The organism is Dolichospermum sp. FACHB-1091, from assembly GCF_014697585.1.
In the GTDB taxonomy this organism is placed as follows: Bacteria; Cyanobacteriota; Cyanobacteriia; order Cyanobacteriales; family Nostocaceae; genus Dolichospermum.
On sequence record NZ_JACJSB010000007.1, the window covers coordinates 104,289 to 122,775 of the forward strand.

General features: G+C 35.7%; 15 protein-coding genes and 1 tRNA gene. 6 read left to right on the forward strand and 10 right to left on the reverse strand.

Going from position 1 to position 18,487, the window contains the following annotated elements:
- Nucleotides 1–208: 208 nt before the first annotated feature.
- From cas2 to H6G25_RS06535, 9 genes are all read right to left on the reverse strand, one after another.
- Complete coding sequence (gene cas2, locus H6G25_RS06495; RefSeq protein WP_190391775.1) at nt 209–502, reverse strand: CRISPR-associated endonuclease Cas2; 294 nt, start codon at nt 500–502, stop codon at nt 209–211.
- Nucleotides 499–1,476 (reverse strand): type I-D CRISPR-associated endonuclease Cas1d, encoded by a 978-nt coding sequence (gene cas1d / locus H6G25_RS06500; protein ID WP_190391776.1) that lies wholly within the window; start codon nt 1,474–1,476, stop codon nt 499–501. The genes cas2 and cas1d overlap by 4 nt, the downstream gene beginning before the upstream one ends.
- Nucleotides 1,477–1,478: 2 nt before the next feature.
- A complete protein-coding gene (gene cas4, locus H6G25_RS06505; protein WP_190391777.1) occupies nt 1,479–2,075 on the reverse strand; it encodes a CRISPR-associated protein Cas4 in 597 nt (198 codons plus the stop codon).
- Nucleotides 2,076–2,110: 35 nt separating this feature from the next.
- Nucleotides 2,111–2,878, reverse strand: coding sequence for a CRISPR-associated endoribonuclease Cas6 (gene cas6, locus H6G25_RS06510; protein WP_190391778.1), 768 nt, complete (start codon nt 2,876–2,878; stop codon nt 2,111–2,113).
- A 4-nt stretch (nt 2,879–2,882) separates the two neighbouring features.
- A complete protein-coding gene (gene cas5d / locus H6G25_RS06515) occupies nt 2,883–3,605 on the reverse strand; it encodes a type I-D CRISPR-associated protein Cas5/Csc1 (protein ID WP_190391779.1) in 723 nt (240 codons plus the stop codon).
- Nucleotides 3,606–3,953: 348 nt separating this feature from the next.
- Complete coding sequence (cas7d, locus tag H6G25_RS06520) at nt 3,954–4,973, reverse strand: type I-D CRISPR-associated protein Cas7/Csc2 (RefSeq protein WP_190391780.1); 1,020 nt, start codon at nt 4,971–4,973, stop codon at nt 3,954–3,956.
- 12 nt (nt 4,974–4,985) lie between these two features.
- Complete coding sequence (cas10d, locus tag H6G25_RS06525) at nt 4,986–7,943, reverse strand: type I-D CRISPR-associated protein Cas10d/Csc3 (protein WP_190391781.1); 2,958 nt, start codon at nt 7,941–7,943, stop codon at nt 4,986–4,988.
- Between the two features lie 28 nt (nt 7,944–7,971).
- Entirely contained in the window at nt 7,972–10,101 is a 2,130-nt protein-coding gene (cas3, locus tag H6G25_RS06530; protein ID WP_190391782.1) for a type I-D CRISPR-associated helicase Cas3', read from the reverse strand.
- A gap of 435 nt (nt 10,102–10,536) precedes the next feature.
- Nucleotides 10,537–11,154 (reverse strand): Uma2 family endonuclease, encoded by a 618-nt coding sequence (locus tag H6G25_RS06535; RefSeq protein ID WP_242034897.1) that lies wholly within the window; start codon nt 11,152–11,154, stop codon nt 10,537–10,539.
- A 154-nt stretch (nt 11,155–11,308) separates the two neighbouring features.
- Here H6G25_RS06535 and H6G25_RS06540 point away from each other — a divergent pair, with 154 nt between their 5' ends.
- The 5 genes from H6G25_RS06540 (at nt 11,309) to H6G25_RS06560 (ending at nt 16,348) form a co-directional block, all read left to right on the forward strand.
- Nucleotides 11,309–12,226 carry a WYL domain-containing transcriptional regulator gene (locus H6G25_RS06540; RefSeq protein ID WP_242034898.1) on the forward strand — a complete coding sequence of 306 codons (918 nt, stop codon included), beginning with the start codon at nt 11,309–11,311 and terminating at the stop codon, nt 12,224–12,226.
- Nucleotides 12,227–12,565: 339 nt separating this feature from the next.
- Nucleotides 12,566–13,942: a glutathione-disulfide reductase gene (gor, locus tag H6G25_RS06545; RefSeq protein ID WP_190391783.1), complete on the forward strand. Its 1,377-nt coding sequence runs from the start codon at nt 12,566–12,568 to the stop codon at nt 13,940–13,942.
- Between the two features lie 282 nt (nt 13,943–14,224).
- Complete coding sequence (locus H6G25_RS06550; protein WP_190391784.1) at nt 14,225–14,455, forward strand: DNA cytosine methyltransferase; 231 nt, start codon at nt 14,225–14,227, stop codon at nt 14,453–14,455.
- 80 nt (nt 14,456–14,535) lie between these two features.
- Nucleotides 14,536–15,168 carry a YqiA/YcfP family alpha/beta fold hydrolase gene (locus tag H6G25_RS06555; protein WP_190391785.1) on the forward strand — a complete coding sequence of 211 codons (633 nt, stop codon included), beginning with the start codon at nt 14,536–14,538 and terminating at the stop codon, nt 15,166–15,168.
- A gap of 37 nt (nt 15,169–15,205) precedes the next feature.
- Entirely contained in the window at nt 15,206–16,348 is a 1,143-nt protein-coding gene (locus H6G25_RS06560) for a histidinol-phosphate transaminase (RefSeq protein WP_190391786.1), read from the forward strand.
- Here the strand turns inward: H6G25_RS06560 and H6G25_RS06565 are convergent.
- Complete coding sequence (locus H6G25_RS06565) at nt 16,340–16,945, reverse strand: GNAT family N-acetyltransferase (RefSeq protein WP_190391787.1); 606 nt, start codon at nt 16,943–16,945, stop codon at nt 16,340–16,342. The genes H6G25_RS06560 and H6G25_RS06565 overlap by 9 nt on opposite strands.
- A 383-nt stretch (nt 16,946–17,328) precedes the next feature.
- On the opposite strand from H6G25_RS06565, the gene H6G25_RS06570 reads away from it, so the two are divergent.
- A tRNA-Gly gene (locus H6G25_RS06570) sits at nt 17,329–17,399 on the forward strand.
- Nucleotides 17,400–18,487 lie beyond the last annotated feature (1,088 nt).

The following is an 18,487-nucleotide window of genomic DNA, read 5'->3' on the forward strand; positions in this document are numbered from 1 at the left end:
CGCCATCTGAAACATAAGCTGGGGGCGGAATCCAGAGACGATTTTGGCAGACCTCTGAAAAAACCTGATTTCAGGCTTCGGAACAACTGCCAACTGAAACTAACAAAACGCTGAAATTATTTAATTATCAAGGTTCTGACGATTTGGCGGACCCCTGGGGTTTTTGACCCCGCTCTAGGTTTGCCAAAAATTTAAGCTGATGTACTAATTATATAATGATAGACTGTTCTTGTCTAGGGATTTCCGAACCATAGGTGATAGTTCTTTTCACACTCCCGGCATCCAGTACATACATTCTAATAGAATCCTCATCAGACTTGATCAATTTTTCTATCTTGGTTTGCAACTGAGCAAATTGTACCGCAGTTAAGAAACACTCAAACACACTGTATTGAGTCCATTTACCATAACCACTCAGCATTTTATGTAAACGAGTCCGGCGTTTATTTGCAGCTTTATTGTCAGGTAAGTCATAAATAATGAGATAAAACAGAGTTGTCATCTTAGTGATAAAGGTTTGTAGGGAATACCTTCCTGTAAATGACGACTTAGTAACCGTGCTTGTAATTCTATCGCTCGTCGGTAGGTACAACGATAATCAAAAACAGGGTGTTTAAATTCATCATTCATTTTTTTGTCAAAAGCTTGCAAAAAGGTTTTTCTCGCATTATCTTTCAACCGATAAGCCCCCAAACTTTCGTTAAAATCTTCGGGTTTAATTTCGTGTTTATGCAATAATGACAAAACCAAATTATCAGCAATTAAAGCCCGAAATTCCTCCATCAAATCTAACACCATTGCCGGTTGACCATGATGAACTTCGTGCAAATAACCAATATAAGGATCTAATCCTGCCACGTGAACACCAGCCATAACTTGACCTTGTAATAAAGCATAGGCAAAACTGAGTAAAGAATTAACAGGGTCAGTAGGTGGACGGCGATTTCTGCCATTAAAAGTCCATTGTTTACCTACCATCCTTTGCCAACAAGCAAAATATTCCCTAGCTGCTAAACCTTCCACACCACGAACTTGATCTATATTTTGTTGAGTTTTAACTAAAATTTTCCGTTCTTTGAGAGGATTATCCTTTTCATGATGTCGGTACAAAACATGATATTGATTATGAATTTTCGCGCTAACAATTGTCTTAACTAATTCCAAACGCCGCACAGGATCATGATAAACTGCATACTGTGCTAATCTCAGTTGACCATTACGAGAAGACTTAGGTAAAGCTGAACCCAAGTATTTACCAAAACTAGAAAGATAATGCACTGGCATTCCTAATTCTAGGGCATAAACAAAAGCATCACCGCTGACTTGAGGATTACCCATCAAAATAACTTCGGTCACAGTTTGAGCAGCAATCTTTTGTTTTTTCCAAGAACCATCTTCTTGTTTTAAAGCTACCTGAAAAGCTTCATAGTCTTTGCTTAAAACAGCATCGGGTTGAATGATATAAAGAGTAGTCATAATTAATATTCTTGACCTTGTAGTTGACCTTGTAATTTTTTGACTTCAAACGGTAAACAAATTCGCTGTAAACTGCATGATTGACATTTTTTAGGATGATCAATAGGTGCTGGTATTTTGTTTTGACTAGCAACATGAGCTAGTGCGATTGCTTGTTGTGTCATTTGTCGTAATTGAGGAGTAAAAGCCACAGTTTGTCTATGACGATTGGCATGATAAAATATTTCACCATAGGTAATCGTGCGTCCTGTGCGTTCTTCCAAACATAAAGCCGCAGCACAAAGTTGAAAATGGTCATTTAAGTGTTGTGCCATTTTGCCTTTTTTGTATTCCACAGGTATAAGTTGACCGTTAGATTCTTCGACAGCATCAATAATCCCGGAAACTTTCAAGCGTTCTGACCACACCCATTGTTGTTGATGAATTAAGGTTTCTCCTTCTTGAAAAGTGCCTTCCTCATTAATATTGCGGTGGATATGACGACCTAAAATAATATGCTCGTTGTCTTCCATTTCACCTAATACATATTCGAGGTAGAATCTACGCGGACAATATTCCCAAGCGTTTAAATAAGCTAATGGTAAATAATCTTCATTCATTGGTAATTGGTAATTGGTAATTGGTAATTGGTGCGTCAGTTTATTAAAGCAGTTTGACCCATACCCATAGCTGTTTTACGTCCTACTCCAGAAAAGACAGCAAACTTAGCTAAAACAGAGGCAATTCTGGCTTGTTCAGGGTCTGGAAACCGATATTTTATCCAGCCTTTTGCACCAATTTCCGCACCAGCTTCCATTTTTAAAGCATGGGTTTTCAGTTCAAAAGCAGAAATTAAAGCTTGCCATTGAACTTGAGGAAATTGCAATTCTGCTGGTGCAAATCTGTTCCAACGCCGAAGTAAATTATTAAATACTAAATCGGGTAATGGGAAAGGTTGGATATTTTGATTCTGCTTAAAACTGGTGGGGGAGAGAAATTGTAAAGTGATATCACTAGAAACTGATGTATTGGCCAATGTGGTGTAATTGGAGCAATCTACTAGAGGATGAGTTCCTGGTACTGAATAAATACTACGAATGACAAAGGGACATTTTCCTAAATAAATAGATTTATTGTGGGAAAATTCTATACCCCTTAACAAAGGTTGAATTAAATTACTCTCTAAAAGAGAAATCCGCACAATAAAATCATCACCTAGTTGTATACCTTCTTTGCGACGATAACCAATTAATTCTGATAAGCTCAAAGGTGATTCTTGACTATCATGAACCGCTGTTGCTATTTGTGGATCTCCTAAACTTAACCATTGCATAACTTGAGCATGAATCGCTCTACCTAATGTACTGGGAATAGTGCTTTCACTAGCAGCACCTAATTGAATTACTAAACTTTGTAGAATCATAATTTTAGGAAGATACAACTGTACTCGCACCATAAGCTACCCCTACAGGTAAACAAGTTTGATCGGGTAACTGATAATAATCTCCAGTTAGTTGAGCTTGGCTAACTAAACTTGCTGGAGGCATAACAATTCGGTTGTAAAGCAATAATTTGGTTGATAGGGATAAATCCAAAGGATTTAAAGGATGTTTGCTAATATATTGTCCTGATTTTTCTTTAATATCTGTGATCTCGCTATTTTCAACTCGTATTTTAGATGACCATTTTCCTAATCTAATCCACTTGGGAATTTTGATAGTTGAACGAGCCATAATATAAGTCTGATAGTGACTACCTACAGCCAATTCTTTAGCCCTACCATAGTTAACAGGGTAATTGCGTTTTGCTCCTTCACCACCAAATTGTGCAGATTTTCCATAATAGGAAACTTGGGCTGCTTTAAAAGTGTTCACTTGATAGGACCAACTAATCGGTAAAGCCGGAAAAACATAAATCCCAGCTTCATTTAGATGTAAAAGATTTTGTTCTTGACCAGAATCTAAATAACTGGGTTTTTGGGCATTTATACCTTTTAAGCGATAAGGTCTAGGAATATAAGCAGTTTCAAAAAAGGCAAAACTTAGCGCCCAATTGTGTAGATATTTCTCGGTTTCGTAGAGAATACCCATTTCCCGACTGGCAAAAAAAACATTATCGTGTAAAGTTAAATCACATTTGTAAACAATCATATTGTTTAAAGTTTGGTAATTAGAAATGTTTTGACCTCTACCTAACCCTCTCCTAGAAGGAGAGGGAACAGGAAGAAAAATTGCTAAATGTTAGGTTTCCTTAATGTTTTGACCTCTACCTAACCCTCTCCTACAAGGAGAGGGAACAAGAAGAAAAATTGCTAAATGTTGGGTTTCCTTAATGTTTTGACCTCTACCTAACTCTCTCCTCCAAGGAGAGGGAACAAGAAGAAAAATTGCTAAATGTTGGGTTTCCTTAATGTTTTGACCTCTACCTAACCCTCTCCTCCAAGGAGAGGGAACAAGAAGAAAAATTGCTAAATGTTGGGTTTCCTTTGTCAACCCAACCTACTTGTTACTTTTAGCCTTTTTAGCTACTGCACCAAAGGTTTCCGCGTAGGCTTTTGTCTGTTGGTATAAGGTAGAAATGGTACTTTTTAACTGAGATTCGTCTTGATAAATAGCCGAAACTTTAGTCAATAAATCCGTTAATTGAGAACCCATAATTACCTGATTTTTCCGCACTGGTTCATTATTCAATAAATTGTTAGTCACCTCTATCGCTTTTTTGATAATATCAGCAATTGGGGCATGAAAATCTGGTTTTAAGCCATCATATAATGCTTGGGTAAAATGCAAATTACTAAAGATTTCACCATCACATAAAACAATACCAATAATATGATTTGACATTGTTCCTGTCCGTGATTCCTGTGCGCCATAACGTCGGGTTCTGAGGAGATTTCCTAACACATATAAAAAACCTTCAAATGTTGGATCTCGCAAAGTTTCCACAGTGGGAAATGAGATTTCTGGGAGAATATGGTCTAATTCATTAATTGATGATCTTACTTTGTTATTGTCGGTTCTTTTAGGATCATCATAATCTAACATCATTGTTCCTGTTTCACTTAAAGCATTAAAGGTCAAACTCTTATGGGAATCTTCATAAGGAGTTAAAGAAAAAGCTGAATCAGAATAAAGTTTAGAACGTTCTGAACCACTATCACCAACAGCAAATCCATAAATGATACAATCTGGACATTTACCACAAAATTGTTCCGAACCGTATCTACAAAAATTTTCAGCTTTCTTATCTTCTGAGTTGATAAAATTTAATGAACGTAAAAGTTCTCTCCCAACTAATCGCTCAGGACTAACTTGTTTGCGTTTAAACATCACTAACCGACTGATAGGATCGGGAGTTTCTAAACCAGCTTGAGTGCGTGCAGTATTGAGAACTCCATCAGTTTGAAATACTGGAAAAGATTGACTATGACGCAACATCAAAAAGTGGACATATTTACCAGATGCTAATCGAGGAAAAGTGGTGTGAAATTCAGATTTGATCGTGTTTAAAATGCTCATGTTTTTAATTCCTTATGATTCAGGTTTTTCAGTATTTTTTGCTTGTAAAGCTAACCAACGATAGGCAAATTCCGCACCAGATTTAATACGGTTACGGTTTTCTTGGAGTAGTGCGCGATCGCCCTTATAAAGCCCCAAGAATAAATCATTAACACAGGTAGTCATAAACTGATGAATTGCCATTAATTCCTGATTTTTTCGCTCAGAATATTCCACAGTTTTATTCATTAACAATGGACGTTTATAAGGTTCTTGTCTTTCCAAAGCGTCATATAATTGACCAGCACCTTGTAAGATCATATCCTCAGTTTCCAAGTGGTCAGGAACAGTTAAAATTACCTCCAATGCTTTAGAAATAGGTAACAGAATTGAGTGACTAGATTCACCAACATTTACTTGATAAAATTGGCGATATTCTGTCACAATTCGCTCGATTAATTTGAGTTTTTCCTGCATTTGCTTGTCTCCTTTTACCCAGGTTTGGGCATAATTCCAAATTCGTTTAACATCTTCTGGTCCTGGTTCTTTTTTAGTATTACGAAAGCCTTCATCAGCAATAGCAAAGATATTTAAAACGTCTGTCACTAAATCTCTCACTGTTCCGTTTAATGCTTGCCATCTTGCATCGGGTTTTTTACTCCTATTATCTAAATGTAAACTGTAGGTAATTAATAACCTATTTAAACCAGGTGATAGCTCCTGTATTCTGACATTTGATGATGTATTTAATAACTGCCAAAATCCTGCCGCACCATCTAAAACAGCCGATTCTAAAAACTCCTGATCACTTGCATAAACAGGATCAGGACTGCTAGTAGCAACGACTTTTACACCTAATAAAAGTGGTAAAGATAATGCTAAAAAAATCGGTTCTACCCACGCGTCGGTAATAGTTTTACCTCTGGTTGTGGTGTAAGTCATGGCCATAAATGGCAAGTCTGTAACTGAATAATTTTTAGTCTTTTTAAATCTTCCCGGTTGCAAATCATCATCTTCTCTCCAAGGTAAATTTTGTAATCCTTGATATCGCATTCCTGCATCTAACCAATGTTTACGCACATCCCACAAATTAATTCTTTTAAATTCCTTCACTAATACCCTCACAGCTTTAGCTACTTGAGGAGAATAAACATAAGCTGGAAAGATGTAAAGAAATACTGGTTGTTGTTCCTCTAATTTTCCTGGAGGTGCGCCTAAAAATGCCTGACGTAATAACATTTCTAAAGACCAAATTTTAGATATTCCTCGTTTAATTCTGCCTCCTCCCAAGGCATTTTTATTACTATATTGTTGAGGTTTAAACAAAACCACAGTATCTAATTGTTCTTCTGCTAATGCTTCTCCACTACTTAAGGAACACATCACTTGATTAGTAATTTTAGCTTGGGTATAAGCTGTTAATTCTTGAGTGAAATTGCCGTTTTTATCCCCAGTGGTGAATATTTCCAAATATTGGGCTAAATAATCAATAAATGCCTGATATGTAGGACTACTATTTTCAGCCAGTAATTTATTTTCTTCAGCCCAATTTGCTAATTTATTCGCTAATTTTTGCAAATATTCCTTAACTTGTATTTCGTCTAAAGTAGGATGTTTAGCAACATAATAAGCTGCCACTTGATACCAACCATAATTAACTCCTCCCGCTTGTTTTTGTGTCACTTCTGGGGATATTTCTGAAGTTAATTCTAAGGTATTGAGTATCCAATTGATATAATCTGAAGAGTTAGCAAAAAACTCTTTTTGAGCTAAAATGATAAACTCTGCTAATCTATCAGCACGAATATCTGCACCAGTGTTTAAAAACTGTTTTTGTGGTTCGGTTAAATCTAACTTTTCTAATCTTTTTGGTGTTGCAGGTGATTTAATATTAGCAACTTTCACCTGTACAACTTCAGGAAGTTGACAAATTAAATCTTTGGGTGTGAATAATTCTAAGGTTTGGGGAGCAATCTTTAAACCTTTTCCATCCCGGACAAAACCCACATCACCACTTTGAAAATATGTAGCTAGTCCTTTTTGATTATTTTCCTCATCTCCATGAATTAAGTTTCCCCAAACTGCTGTTTGTACATCTGTAAATTTTGGTGTAGTTACATCATTGGGTGCTAAATAAACAACACCTTGGGCAAAACAAAGAACTTCTTCCCATCCTAATTGACGGGCAAAATTAACTACTGCATTATGGATTTGGTTAGTAATTAACCCCCGACAATCTCGCAGACGATGATAAACTAATTTCTTGGAAATCTTTAACCAAAATAAATGATCTCGTAATCTATCCCCTTTTGTGGTCGTGATAATTTGTGCCGGATCAGATATATGGACTGCGATATCACCAAAGGCTAATAAATGGCGTAAAATATCAGTCAAACGCTTATCATGAATGGTAAATTGTCTTTGCTCATTTTCCCATAGGGTAATAATGGAACTACTATCTACAGTAAACTGGGTATTTTGCGCTAAAAAGGCTATTTCCAACAGATAATCTTGCCACTCTGACCAAAATTCTGTAAAGTTTAATTTTGTCCCTAACTCACTACATAAATTAATAATTTCCTCAATTTCATGGGCTTGTGGTGGTGGTTGTTCTTCTCCTTGTCCTCTTACATATTTATTATAGTCATGTAATGCAATTCCCAAACACAATAATTTTTTTTCCTCATCTTTTAATTGTTGACGTGGTGATAAATGTAAGCTCAAATTCCAAGCAATTAATAACCCATTTAAAACATGAACTAACAAACTTTGATCAGATTTATTTGCCCAATTTTTAGCATTTTCATGGGCATATTTATTACCTTGTTTTACTAAGTTTTGATAGTGGAGAATTTCCGAACCACCCATAGCAGGAATGAGTCCAAATTCTCTTTCCATGACTGGTAAAATAGTGTTAATAAACGAGGTTAAAATCGGATCTGTATCTGCTGGTAAAGTTTCAATCAGTAAGGCTTGTAATAATGTAGGCATAGTGTTTAAATCACTTTATTTGTGGTTTTCAAAAAATGTAAGGTTTACTTCTTTCGCAAGGTCTAATTTTCCATTTGATAGCTTCTAATAATAAAGCATCTTGATTGAAAGCACAAGCATAAAATTGTCCATCACTGTCTTTGAGTCTATACAGTCCAAAGGTAGGACTTAAATACAAAGTCCGGCTAATTTCCCAATGACTATTATTAGGAGTACGGTTAACTGGGACTAAAAAAGCTAGTAATTTTTGCCCCTTTAAACAACGACCAACTTCTGTTTGTGGATGTCCAGTAATATTGAGTTTATCCACAAAAGTAAGAATACATTGTTTAAGTTCATCACTAGAGCGATCGCTTTCTAATTCAATATTAAATCTTTTATCTGACCATTTTTGAATTTTCAGATAAACTTGAATATATTTCTCTGGAAATTCTGTGTGGGGATGACCAGCATTTACCGCAGCTTGTAAAAACTCATCCCTGTCAATTATTTCTACTTCTGCATAAGCTAATAACCTCAACAAATCATAGGTGTAAAAACGTCCTTCATCCCACACCGCAGCTTGTAAATCAGAACCACCTCTAAACCTTAATAATTCCTGTTGTACCGCTTTACCTACTCCTTTTTCATCCTTACCTAAAGCAAACCAATGTCCACGTTTTTTATCCAGTTGTTCACCGTAAACCAAACGTAAATTTTCAGATATTCTATCTTTTAATTTTTCTACAACTATTTGTTTTTTCTCCTTATTATTAGTCATATTAAATAACATTCCTTGTGCTTGTAAAGCCCCCCAATATTTAGGATATTCCGTACAAAATTGAGGTTTATTAAACACTATCTCAATAATTTCTCTAAACTGATCACGACTATATTCTAAATCAGTTAGTTCTGCTTCTAATCTCGATTTAATCCAAGGGGTACGACCAGATAAAAGTACAAAAGCCTGATATTGATTAAATCCTGGATGACGACCTAAACGCCCCAAACGCTGAATAAATGTGGCAGAATCACTCGCTTCAAAAATTAATAAATGAATGCGAAAATCTACACCAACATCAACCGCAGAAGTACCAACAATTAATACAGATTGCTGAGAATTTTTTAACTCATCATGTATTTTTTCTCTTTCTTGTTTATCAATTCTACCACTAATTTCTCTAACTTCAACATCAGGCATTAATTTCCGTAATTCTCTGACAGTTCTACTCACTAAAGCCACAGAATTAAGAATAATTCCTCCTCTACCTTTACCTTCTTGATTTAAAAGATCACTAATTTTTTCAGCTTCTTGAATTAACCAGCTACAAGAATCAATATCTCTGTCTAATTGTACAAATTCTAAACTAATAGGTTGACAAATTTGCCGATATCCAGGTGTAGGTTGATTTTCATATTTTCCCTCTATTAATGTTACGTTAAAACCAGCGGTTTTCAAGAGTTTAATAAATTCTTTATTGGGAGTTGCGGAAGTAAATAAAACTCGCATCGGTCGTTTTTGCGGACGATTATGGCGAATTAGTAATAAACTATTGAGAATTGCAGCTTCTTGATGTGAACCAAAAATATGAAATTCATCAGCTATATATAAATCTGGATTTCTACCTAAAGTAATTGCTAATTCTGAACGACTATAAGCAGGATTTTGATAACGAGAATGGGTAACTAAATGGAAAATATCAGGATTGGTAAGAATTACATATTTATGTTTAAGAATAAATAGTAATTCTTTAAATTTATTACTCTTTTCCCCTCGTTCTACTAATTCTGCTAACTTCGCACCATAAAGACTTTCTACATCATCAATTTCTGAGAGATTGAATTTTTTATAATAATCAACAATCTGTCTTGTTTGATCTGCAACTAATTCAATGGTAGGATAAAGTGATATTACTTGAAAATCACTATTTAATAAACTTGCTAAATAAGCAGCTAATGATTTACCGTCTCCTGTAGCAGAGGTATTAAATATAATTTCTGCATTACTGTTAATAATGGCGTTATAAGTTTCCGCTTGATGAGAAGATAAAGGACAATGATTACCTTCTCCAAAATTGGGCGCTTGTTGTTTGACTTTGCAGAGTTGCAGACATCCCAAAGCACAAGCCCCCACACCCCCATTCAATTTGGAGTATAATGGCAGTAAAGAAATTTTCACTGTAGTTAGGTATTTGTTGGATGAGACTAATATAATACTTTTGGAAACCGAGTTGTTATCAAAAAATGACTATATCTCAAAATTTTTGGGTAATATTCAAAAAAAATTACCCCCTAAGGAAATAAAGCTAGGGAATTAATTCCTTATCTAAAAGCTAAAGTCATCTAAAAATGACTGAATACAATTAAGATTCAGCAGATATGGTCATTTTAATATTTTATATTCAGTGTGCTTTAGTACACTTTAGCTATTAGCCCGGAAATTCATTTCCGGGTGGATATGGTGGGTAACAATGATTTAAAAATGCTACAAACTACTATAAATGTTATTGGTGCTAAAGATACTCGAATTAGCGTATATAAAGCCTTTAAAGCAATTAAAACTAAATAATAGCATTAAGCGATCGCTTTCAGATTCCTACCTATATTCATATTCTCATTTCCAAAGTTCAGTTAAATCCAAAATAAACCCAGGTAAAATATCTTCCCCAGACAAACTCGTAGGATGTTCTAAAATTTCCACATCTTTACCTGGACGATAAATTTCTACTCGTTGATTTTTTTGATCAATCAACCAACCTAAACTAGCACCATTTTCTATATATTCCCTCATTTTAGATTGTAATTTTTCCAAGGAATCTGTTTTAGAACGTAGTTCTAGAACAAAATCAGGACAAATAGGTGCAAAACTTTCCTTTTGTTCTAAACTGAGAGTATCCCATTTTTCTTGTTTTATCCAAGCTGCATCAGGAGAGCGATCGCTACCATTAGGAAGATGAAAACCAGTGGAAGAATCAAACGCTTCTCCCAATTTAGTTTGACGATTCCAAAACCATAATTGTCCAGCAATATCAAAATTTATTTTTCCAGTATAACTTCCAGTTGGAGGCATAATAATTAACTCTCCCGTAGCATTTCTTTCTAATTGTAAATCTCTGTTAGCAAGCGCTAAATCCAAAAACTGCTCATGGGAAATTTTCAATTTTATTGTAGTAGGAATATTGAGCATAACTGTTGAATAAATATTAGTTTTTACATTAGTTTGTGCCATCATTCCCTCCTAATTCTTTTTGTATTAGTTACAAATTAACATTGAAAACACAGAATTAATCCTATTAATCCTACAGTTAGGCGATCGCTTGCATATTCTCATTTATAGACATAAAATACCAGTTAAAATCTCATCTCAACCTCATAAATCTAATCAAATGGAGTTCCCACTAGAGATATTAAAACTACTAGCAGAAAAACCCTTAAAAAAATCAGAGTTAATGGTAGCATTAAGCGATCGCGGTTTTGCAGATTGTGACTTATCCCAGAAAATCACTCGCACCATCAAGAAACTAAAAGACTGCGGTTTTCAAATTACATCAGCGCCTAATCGTCCCTATCAATTAATTACCTCAATATTTCCTACAATATTATCAACAGAACAAAGACAAGCATTAGCAATGGCCTCTGAGTTATTAGCGAGTATGGGGTTTTCTTCAGAAGCAGGACACATTTACCAAATTGCTAACTTTCGGGAACAACCCAAATCTCCCACTGTAACCACAGATTTTCACCCCCCCACAGATTATAGTGAAGATAAGATAAATCAAATTGTGCATCAGTTACAGCAAAGATTTCAGCAAAAACGCCGCTTTGTGGTTTGGTATCGCAGCACAAAAGGTAAAGAAACACTCTGGGATTTAGATAAGTCCGAACTGAGATTACATAACGGTGTTCTCTATTTATTTGCTTTAGTTCCCGATTTTCAGAGTTATCACTTAGAAACCAGACCCAATGCTGAACAGAATATCACTTTGAGAGTGGACAGGATTAGTAGAGTTGGTGGAATTTCCCAGATACCCTGGACTTATAGTAAATTTCCTACTCTAGAGATTATCTACCGTCTTAAAGGAGATTTAGCGAGTTATAGACCCCGCAGACCCCATGAAATAGTTATTTCCTCACTAGAAACTACAGAACATGTTGATATTTCAACTCAGGAAGACTGTATATTTTGGTTCCGTCAAAGAATGCTACAGTACGGTGCTAGTGCTAGGATTTTAAATCCTGATTGGTTAGTAAAACAAGTCAAGGATACCTTAAAAGAAGCCCATAATAATTACTGTGCTGAATAACACTCTCCTATCAAACTGGGATTAAAAGCAGCTAACAGGACTTACAGCGATGTTTATGTAATTATAGCCTTTTTCGGGCTGGTGAGGTACAGTAGCAACAATGGATAAACTACTGATAAATATAATTTGCTAAATTTGTACTTCATTAAATTAAAAAACACTATATTCGTCAATAGTCAGTAATTCATGATCATTAATCAGTAGTTATTAATAACATTTAATTGTTAATTGTTTACATTACATTATTAATAAGTTATAATACATTGTCAATTGTTTAGAATACACTGTTAATAAGTTATAATACATTGTTAATTGTTTGGCTAAAAGAGGTAGAGAATTATGAGCTTTAATTATGATCTGTTTGTCATTGGTGCTGGTTCAGGTGGTTTAGCTGCTTCTAAACGCGCAGCTAGTTATGGTGCAAAAGTAGCAATTGCTGAATATGATTTAGTTGGTGGTACTTGTGTAATTCGCGGTTGTGTACCTAAAAAACTTATGGTGTATGGTTCTCATTTTCCTGCTCAATTTCAAGAAGCAGCAGGTTATGGTTGGACAGTAGGAGATGTAAAATTTGATTGGGAACATTTTATTACATCTATAGATAATGAAGTTAACAGACTTTCAAAACTACACATCAGTTTTTTAGAAAAAGCTGGTGTAAAATTAATTTCTGGTCGTGCTACCTTTATAGATCCTCATACAGTTGAAGTTAACGGTAACAAATATACAGCAGATAAAATTTTAATTGCTGTCGGTGGTCGTCCTATAAAACCAGAAATACCAGGTATAGAACACGCTATTACCTCTAATGAGATTTTTCACTTGAAAACTCAACCAAAACATATCGCTATTATTGGCGCTGGTTACATTGGGAGTGAATTTGCTTGTATTATGCGCGGTTTAGGTTCAGAAGTGACGCAAATTATTCGTAAAGAACAGATTTTAAATGGTTTTGACCAAGATATTCGCACCAGTATCCAAGAAGGAATGACAAATCATGGTATTCGCATTATTCAAAATACCGAAGTCACAGCCATAGAAAAAGTGACAGAGGGGTTAAAATTAACCTTATCTGGAGAAAATCAAGAACCAATTATTGCTGATGTATTTTTAGTAGCAACCGGTCGTAGTCCCAATATTGAAGGACTAGGTTTAGAAAATGCTCAACTTGACTGTGTTCCCAGTTCAGAAGCAGGACCTGGATACAGTATTTCCAATGCTATAGCCGTAAATGAGTATAGTCAAACTTGTCAACCTCATATCTTCGCTGTTGGTGATGTTACGGACAGACTAAATTTAACTCCGGTTGCTATTGGTGAAGGACGCGCTTTTGCTGATAGTGAATTTGGTGATAACCGTCGGGAATTTAGTCATGAAACCGTGGCCACAGCGGTATTTACCACTCCAGAAGCCGCTACAGTGGGTTTAACAGAATCTCAAGCTAGGGAAAAGTATGGTGATGATATTAAAATCTATCGTACCAGTTTCCGCCCAATGTATTACACTTTAGCGGGTAAGCAAGAAAAAACCATGATGAAATTAATTGTAGATAATCAAACTGATAAGATTTTAGGCGCTCACATGGTGGGAGACAATGCAGCAGAGATTATTCAAGGTGTAGCTATAGCTGTTAAAATGGGTGCAACTAAGGCTGATTTTGATGCTACCGTGGGTATTCACCCCTCCGCAGCAGAGGAATTTGTCACTATGAGATAGTATTTGTTGTCTATTTTGTAGGGTGCGTTACGCTATCGCTAACGCACCGTTTAATCAAGTACCCAAAGCTTCAACCTAAATCTTCTGTAGCGTTGACAATAGAGAACTAGAGTTATGACTACAATCGCTGAATATTATTTTAATCGGGTAAGTCTGGTTTATTTGAGTTTATTTTATAAATATACTAATCTTTAGTGGGTTGGGAACGGATGTTTATGAACGAACCACAGAGAACACAGAGGACGCGGAGGTGGAGAAAAAGAGGTATTCACACGCTAGATCATGATAAAATTTATAGCTTTATTTAGTGGTACGGGTGCGTTTAGATTAGCAATTGAAAGGATTTGTCCTAATTATAATCTTCCCTGGGAATGTGTTTTTGGTAGTGATATTGATTTAGATACTCAAAAAATCTATTTAGAAAACTTTGGAGAAATACCTACGGGAGATATTACAAAAGTTGATGAAAATGATATTCCTGACCATGATATATTATTAGCTTGTTTTCCTTAATTAACTGGTAATGCGATCGCTATTTCCTGTGTTTATACTGTGATAGATTCTGTAATTAATGCCATAAAAACTACCTAATTATGAATTATCTCTATCTTCACGGTTTCGCTTCTGGTCCTAAATCCAAAAAAGCCCAAGATATTCAACAAAGATTATCACAACTCCAAATATCAATGTCTATTCCTGACTTAAATAGAGGTGGATTTTCTGATTTAACTATAACTCGACAAATTCAACAAGTTACTAATAATTTTCCTCCAGATTCTCAACCTGTCACCCTGATTGGTTCTAGTTTAGGAGGTTTGATATCTGCTCACATAGCACAAGAATATTTACAAGTAAAACGACTAATTTTATTAGCACCAGCTTTCGGTTTTTTATCCCATTGGTTACCAAAATTAGGAACAGGATTAAAATTATGGGAATTAACAAAATATATGATGATTTACCATTATGGCTATCAAGAATTACTCCCTCTACATTATAATTTTGTTAAGGATGCTCACCAATATTCAGAAGATTTATTACAACGTCCCCTCCCGACCTTGATTTTACATGGTAAATATGATAAAGTAATCCCTGTGGAGGTTAGTCGCTCTTTTTCTAATTCCCGTTCTTGGGTAGAATTAAAAGAGTTCAATAGTGATCACGCTTTAGGGAATGTTAGTCAAGAAATCTGGCAAGAAATTTCTCTATTTTGTCAGCTATTATGAACAATAAAAGTTAATTAAGACCTTTTTACTATTACCAATGCAAAATCTCAAATTTATTCGCTCTGATTTATCCCAACTTAATGCTTACAAACCTCACCCCGGAAGTGATAGCACTGAACCAGTTAATATCCAATTTGACAGATTAGATACTAATGAAAGTCCTTTAGATCTACCACCAGAAATCAAAGAAAAATTAGCTTTTATTTATCAACAAATTATCGAAACTAATCGTTATCCAGATGGTGGTCATGAATCTCTGAAAAATGCTATATCTGAATATGTTAATGAATCAGCAAATCTGTCAAATTCAACTTTCACTGCTGCTAATATCTCCGTTGGTAACGGTTCTGATGAATTAATTAGATCCCTATTAATTGCGACTTGTTTAAGAGGAGAAGGTTCTATCTTAGTCGCTAATCCCACTTTCTCAATGTATGCAATTTTAGCCCAAACTTTGGGAATTTCTGTGGTGACAATTGGGAGAAATCAACACAATTTTGAAACTGATTTAGAAGCTGCAAAATCTGCAATTATACAAACCCAAAATCCCCCCATTCGCGTCGTTTTTGTCGTCCACCCCAATTCCCCTACAGCTAATTGCTTAACAGCAGCGGAAATAACATGGTTAAAAAGTTTACCAGAAGAAATTTTAGTAGTCATTGACGAAGCTTACTTTGAATTTAGCCAAACTACTCTAGCAGCAGAATTATTACAACATCCTCACTGGATAATATTACGTACTTTTTCTAAAGCTTTCCGTCTTGCAGCCATGCGTGTAGGGTATTGTATCGCACATCCACAAGCGATCGCTATTTTAGAAAAAGTCCGTCTTCCTTACAATCTTCCTAGTTTTTCCATTGCTTCCGCTCTCATGGCTTTGGAAAATCGGCAACTTTTATTACAGTTAATTCCCCAAACCCTGAATGAAAGAACCAAACTAATTACAGCTTTATCAGCACACTCAATCTTAGAAATTACACCCAGCAGAACTAACTTTATTTACTTGCGTGTTAAACCTGGCTATCAGGACGCAGAAAATCACGTTTTAACGAATCTCAACCAAAAGCTTAGAAGTCAAGGTACATTAATTAGACTTCTACCCAACGGGTTAAGAATCACCATTGGTACACCCGCAGAGAACAATCGCACAATAGAACGGATACAAGCAGCTTTATCGTAGATGTAGATGTTTATGTAGCAAGATCTCCCGCGAGCGATTAAGTAAAAGCGCGTTCCAAAGAGACTCGACTTTATACACCCGATATGCTAACTTACAATAAAGCTGACGAGCTTGATGATTATTTTCCAAGACATGGAGATATAGGTCTTGAAATCCCCATTCTTGGGAAATTTGCTCACAGTGAATTAGCAAGCTAGAAGCCACACCCAATCTCCGGTAATTGGGGTGAACTGCTAAATTAGATAAGTAAGGAAAACATTTGCTGATACCATACCAAGAATTACTGGTTCTCACACCCATTTCTATAGTTCCCATGATTTCAGGATCTTTAGTGGTAGTATCAACAGCAACCAAACAAACATGATGATGTGTGGGAAACTGGAGACGATACCTTAAATCTTCGTAAACGCCCAAACGAAATAAAGGGAAAGCCCAACCCCATAAACCCTTTTGGGAGTGAAAACTTTCAGCGACAATTTGGGCGATACTCATCACATCATCAGGTGTAGCTACACGAATTTGAAGTAGTCCAACAGATAGATTACCAGTTTTTGAGCTTAATTGGGGGTGGGGAGGGTGAAAAAACCAGGATTTCAAAGCTAGTTAGGGATTAATTTGATTTATACTCTAAACTGTTGCCAGTTATACTGAAATGCCATTTTAATTATATCTAACTTTTAAATTAAAATGATACCAAGGGTTATAAGCAAGCAATTAATCAGATATTCGCACCAGAGAGTTTTCTTGCTGATAATAATCAAGATGGATAAAAACCAGATTTAAGCAATTTATTTTAAATACAGCAGATTGTAAATCAATGAGGTACATAGTCTAAGTTCAAAGACAGACACTAAAGTAGTTTTACTCCTGACTCCTCAATTCTGCTGCATTGGCCTCAAACTCAAAATTGATCCAATAAATTCCCAATAAATGCTTGCGGTTTTATAAAATCCATGTTATATTGATAAAGTTAGAAATTTGCGGGTGTAGTTTAGTGGTAAAACTTTAGCCTTCCAAGCTAATAATGCGGGTTCGATTCCCGCCACCCGCTTTGCTTACTTATACAAGAGATTGTCACACAATTAACCCAAATTAATTAAGGGAATAAGAAAGTCAGGTTAGCCAAAATAGCCTTACCTTTACCTTTCTCGTTTATATCTCACGACCTTGAGCCAAACTTCTAACCAAACTTGATCATCTACAAATTCAGTAGATTCAAGATTCCCCTATCGCTGGGATTTAGGTCTAAAGATAGAGTTAGACTTAGGTTAAGGGGTGTAAGAATTAGGGCTATGGTGTCGTCGAGAAAGAAAGCAAAGAGGATACCACAGGGAAGCTCAGAACTATCAATAAGCCTAGAGGACTACAGGTAAACATCAAGAACAATATCACTGCTTTGCGGAAAAATTTAGCATAATATTGGTGTCTATGCCTGAATTTACCTATTTAAGAGTATTTTCCTGCATCGTCATTATTGATAATAATTACTATAGGATTCCCATTTGATTTCTGATAGCTTGCATGGCTAAGTAGGTGAAGGAAAAAAAACGGAAAAAAACCGAAATATGTAACGAAAAGTAAAGTTGCTCGAAACCTCTTTTCTGTTCCCTGTTCTCCGTTCCCTCTTCCCTCGCCATAACGACAATTTTTAACGCCAACCTACTTACGCCATACAAAATTACAGCGATTTCCAATCATATAAGGTACATCCTAGCCCCTTCCTCGCACCCCCCTCAATCTCCCCGCAGCGGGGGGAAGAAAAGGATAAACTTTTGTTATTGGAGGGGGTTGGGGGTGGGGTTCTTGTTCCAGGTTTGATGACAATTTGCTGTAAATAGGTTGTCTATGGCTATGGGATGAAATTCGTAACGCACCATGATCAAGAATTTGGTGCGTTACGCTATCGCTAACACACCCTACCTATCTTTTTAAGAATCAAACCGGATTCCTAGATATTAAGTTGTGTTACAATTAAGATAAGTCACACCCAAAGGCAGATGTGTTAACTAAGATCTTAACTGTGTCGATTTGTCCATAAGATTGAATAAGTGGGATACTCGTTGGGAAATTGCAATTTGGGTGATGTGTTAACAGGTAGATTTAAATAAAGGAAGCAGTATATGGGATTTTTGACAAAAT

Bases quoted from the DNA above. Each gene is read 5' to 3' on its own strand.
- cas4 (WP_190391777.1), bottom strand. From the start codon at position 2,075: ATGAATGAAGATTATTTACCATTAGCTTATTTAAACGCTTGGGAATAT.
- cas5d (WP_190391779.1), bottom strand. From the start codon at position 3,605: ATGATTGTTTACAAATGTGATTTAACTTTACACGATAATGTTTTTTTT.
- cas7d (WP_190391780.1), bottom strand. From the start codon at position 4,973: ATGAGCATTTTAAACACGATCAAATCTGAATTTCACACCACTTTTCCT.
- H6G25_RS06555 (WP_190391785.1), top strand. From the start codon at position 14,536: ATGAATTATCTCTATCTTCACGGTTTCGCTTCTGGTCCTAAATCCAAA.
- H6G25_RS06550 (WP_190391784.1), top strand. From the start codon at position 14,225: ATGATAAAATTTATAGCTTTATTTAGTGGTACGGGTGCGTTTAGATTA.
- H6G25_RS06540 (WP_242034898.1), top strand. From the start codon at position 11,309: ATGGAGTTCCCACTAGAGATATTAAAACTACTAGCAGAAAAACCCTTA.
- H6G25_RS06535 (WP_242034897.1), bottom strand. From the start codon at position 11,154: ATGATGGCACAAACTAATGTAAAAACTAATATTTATTCAACAGTTATG.
- cas2 (WP_190391775.1), bottom strand. From the start codon at position 502: ATGACAACTCTGTTTTATCTCATTATTTATGACTTACCTGACAATAAA.
- cas10d (WP_190391781.1), bottom strand. From the start codon at position 7,943: ATGCCTACATTATTACAAGCCTTACTGATTGAAACTTTACCAGCAGAT.
- H6G25_RS06560 (WP_190391786.1), top strand. From the start codon at position 15,206: ATGCAAAATCTCAAATTTATTCGCTCTGATTTATCCCAACTTAATGCT.
- gor (WP_190391783.1), top strand. From the start codon at position 12,566: ATGAGCTTTAATTATGATCTGTTTGTCATTGGTGCTGGTTCAGGTGGT.
- cas1d (WP_190391776.1), bottom strand. From the start codon at position 1,476: ATGACTACTCTTTATATCATTCAACCCGATGCTGTTTTAAGCAAAGAC.
- cas6 (WP_190391778.1), bottom strand. From the start codon at position 2,878: ATGATTCTACAAAGTTTAGTAATTCAATTAGGTGCTGCTAGTGAAAGC.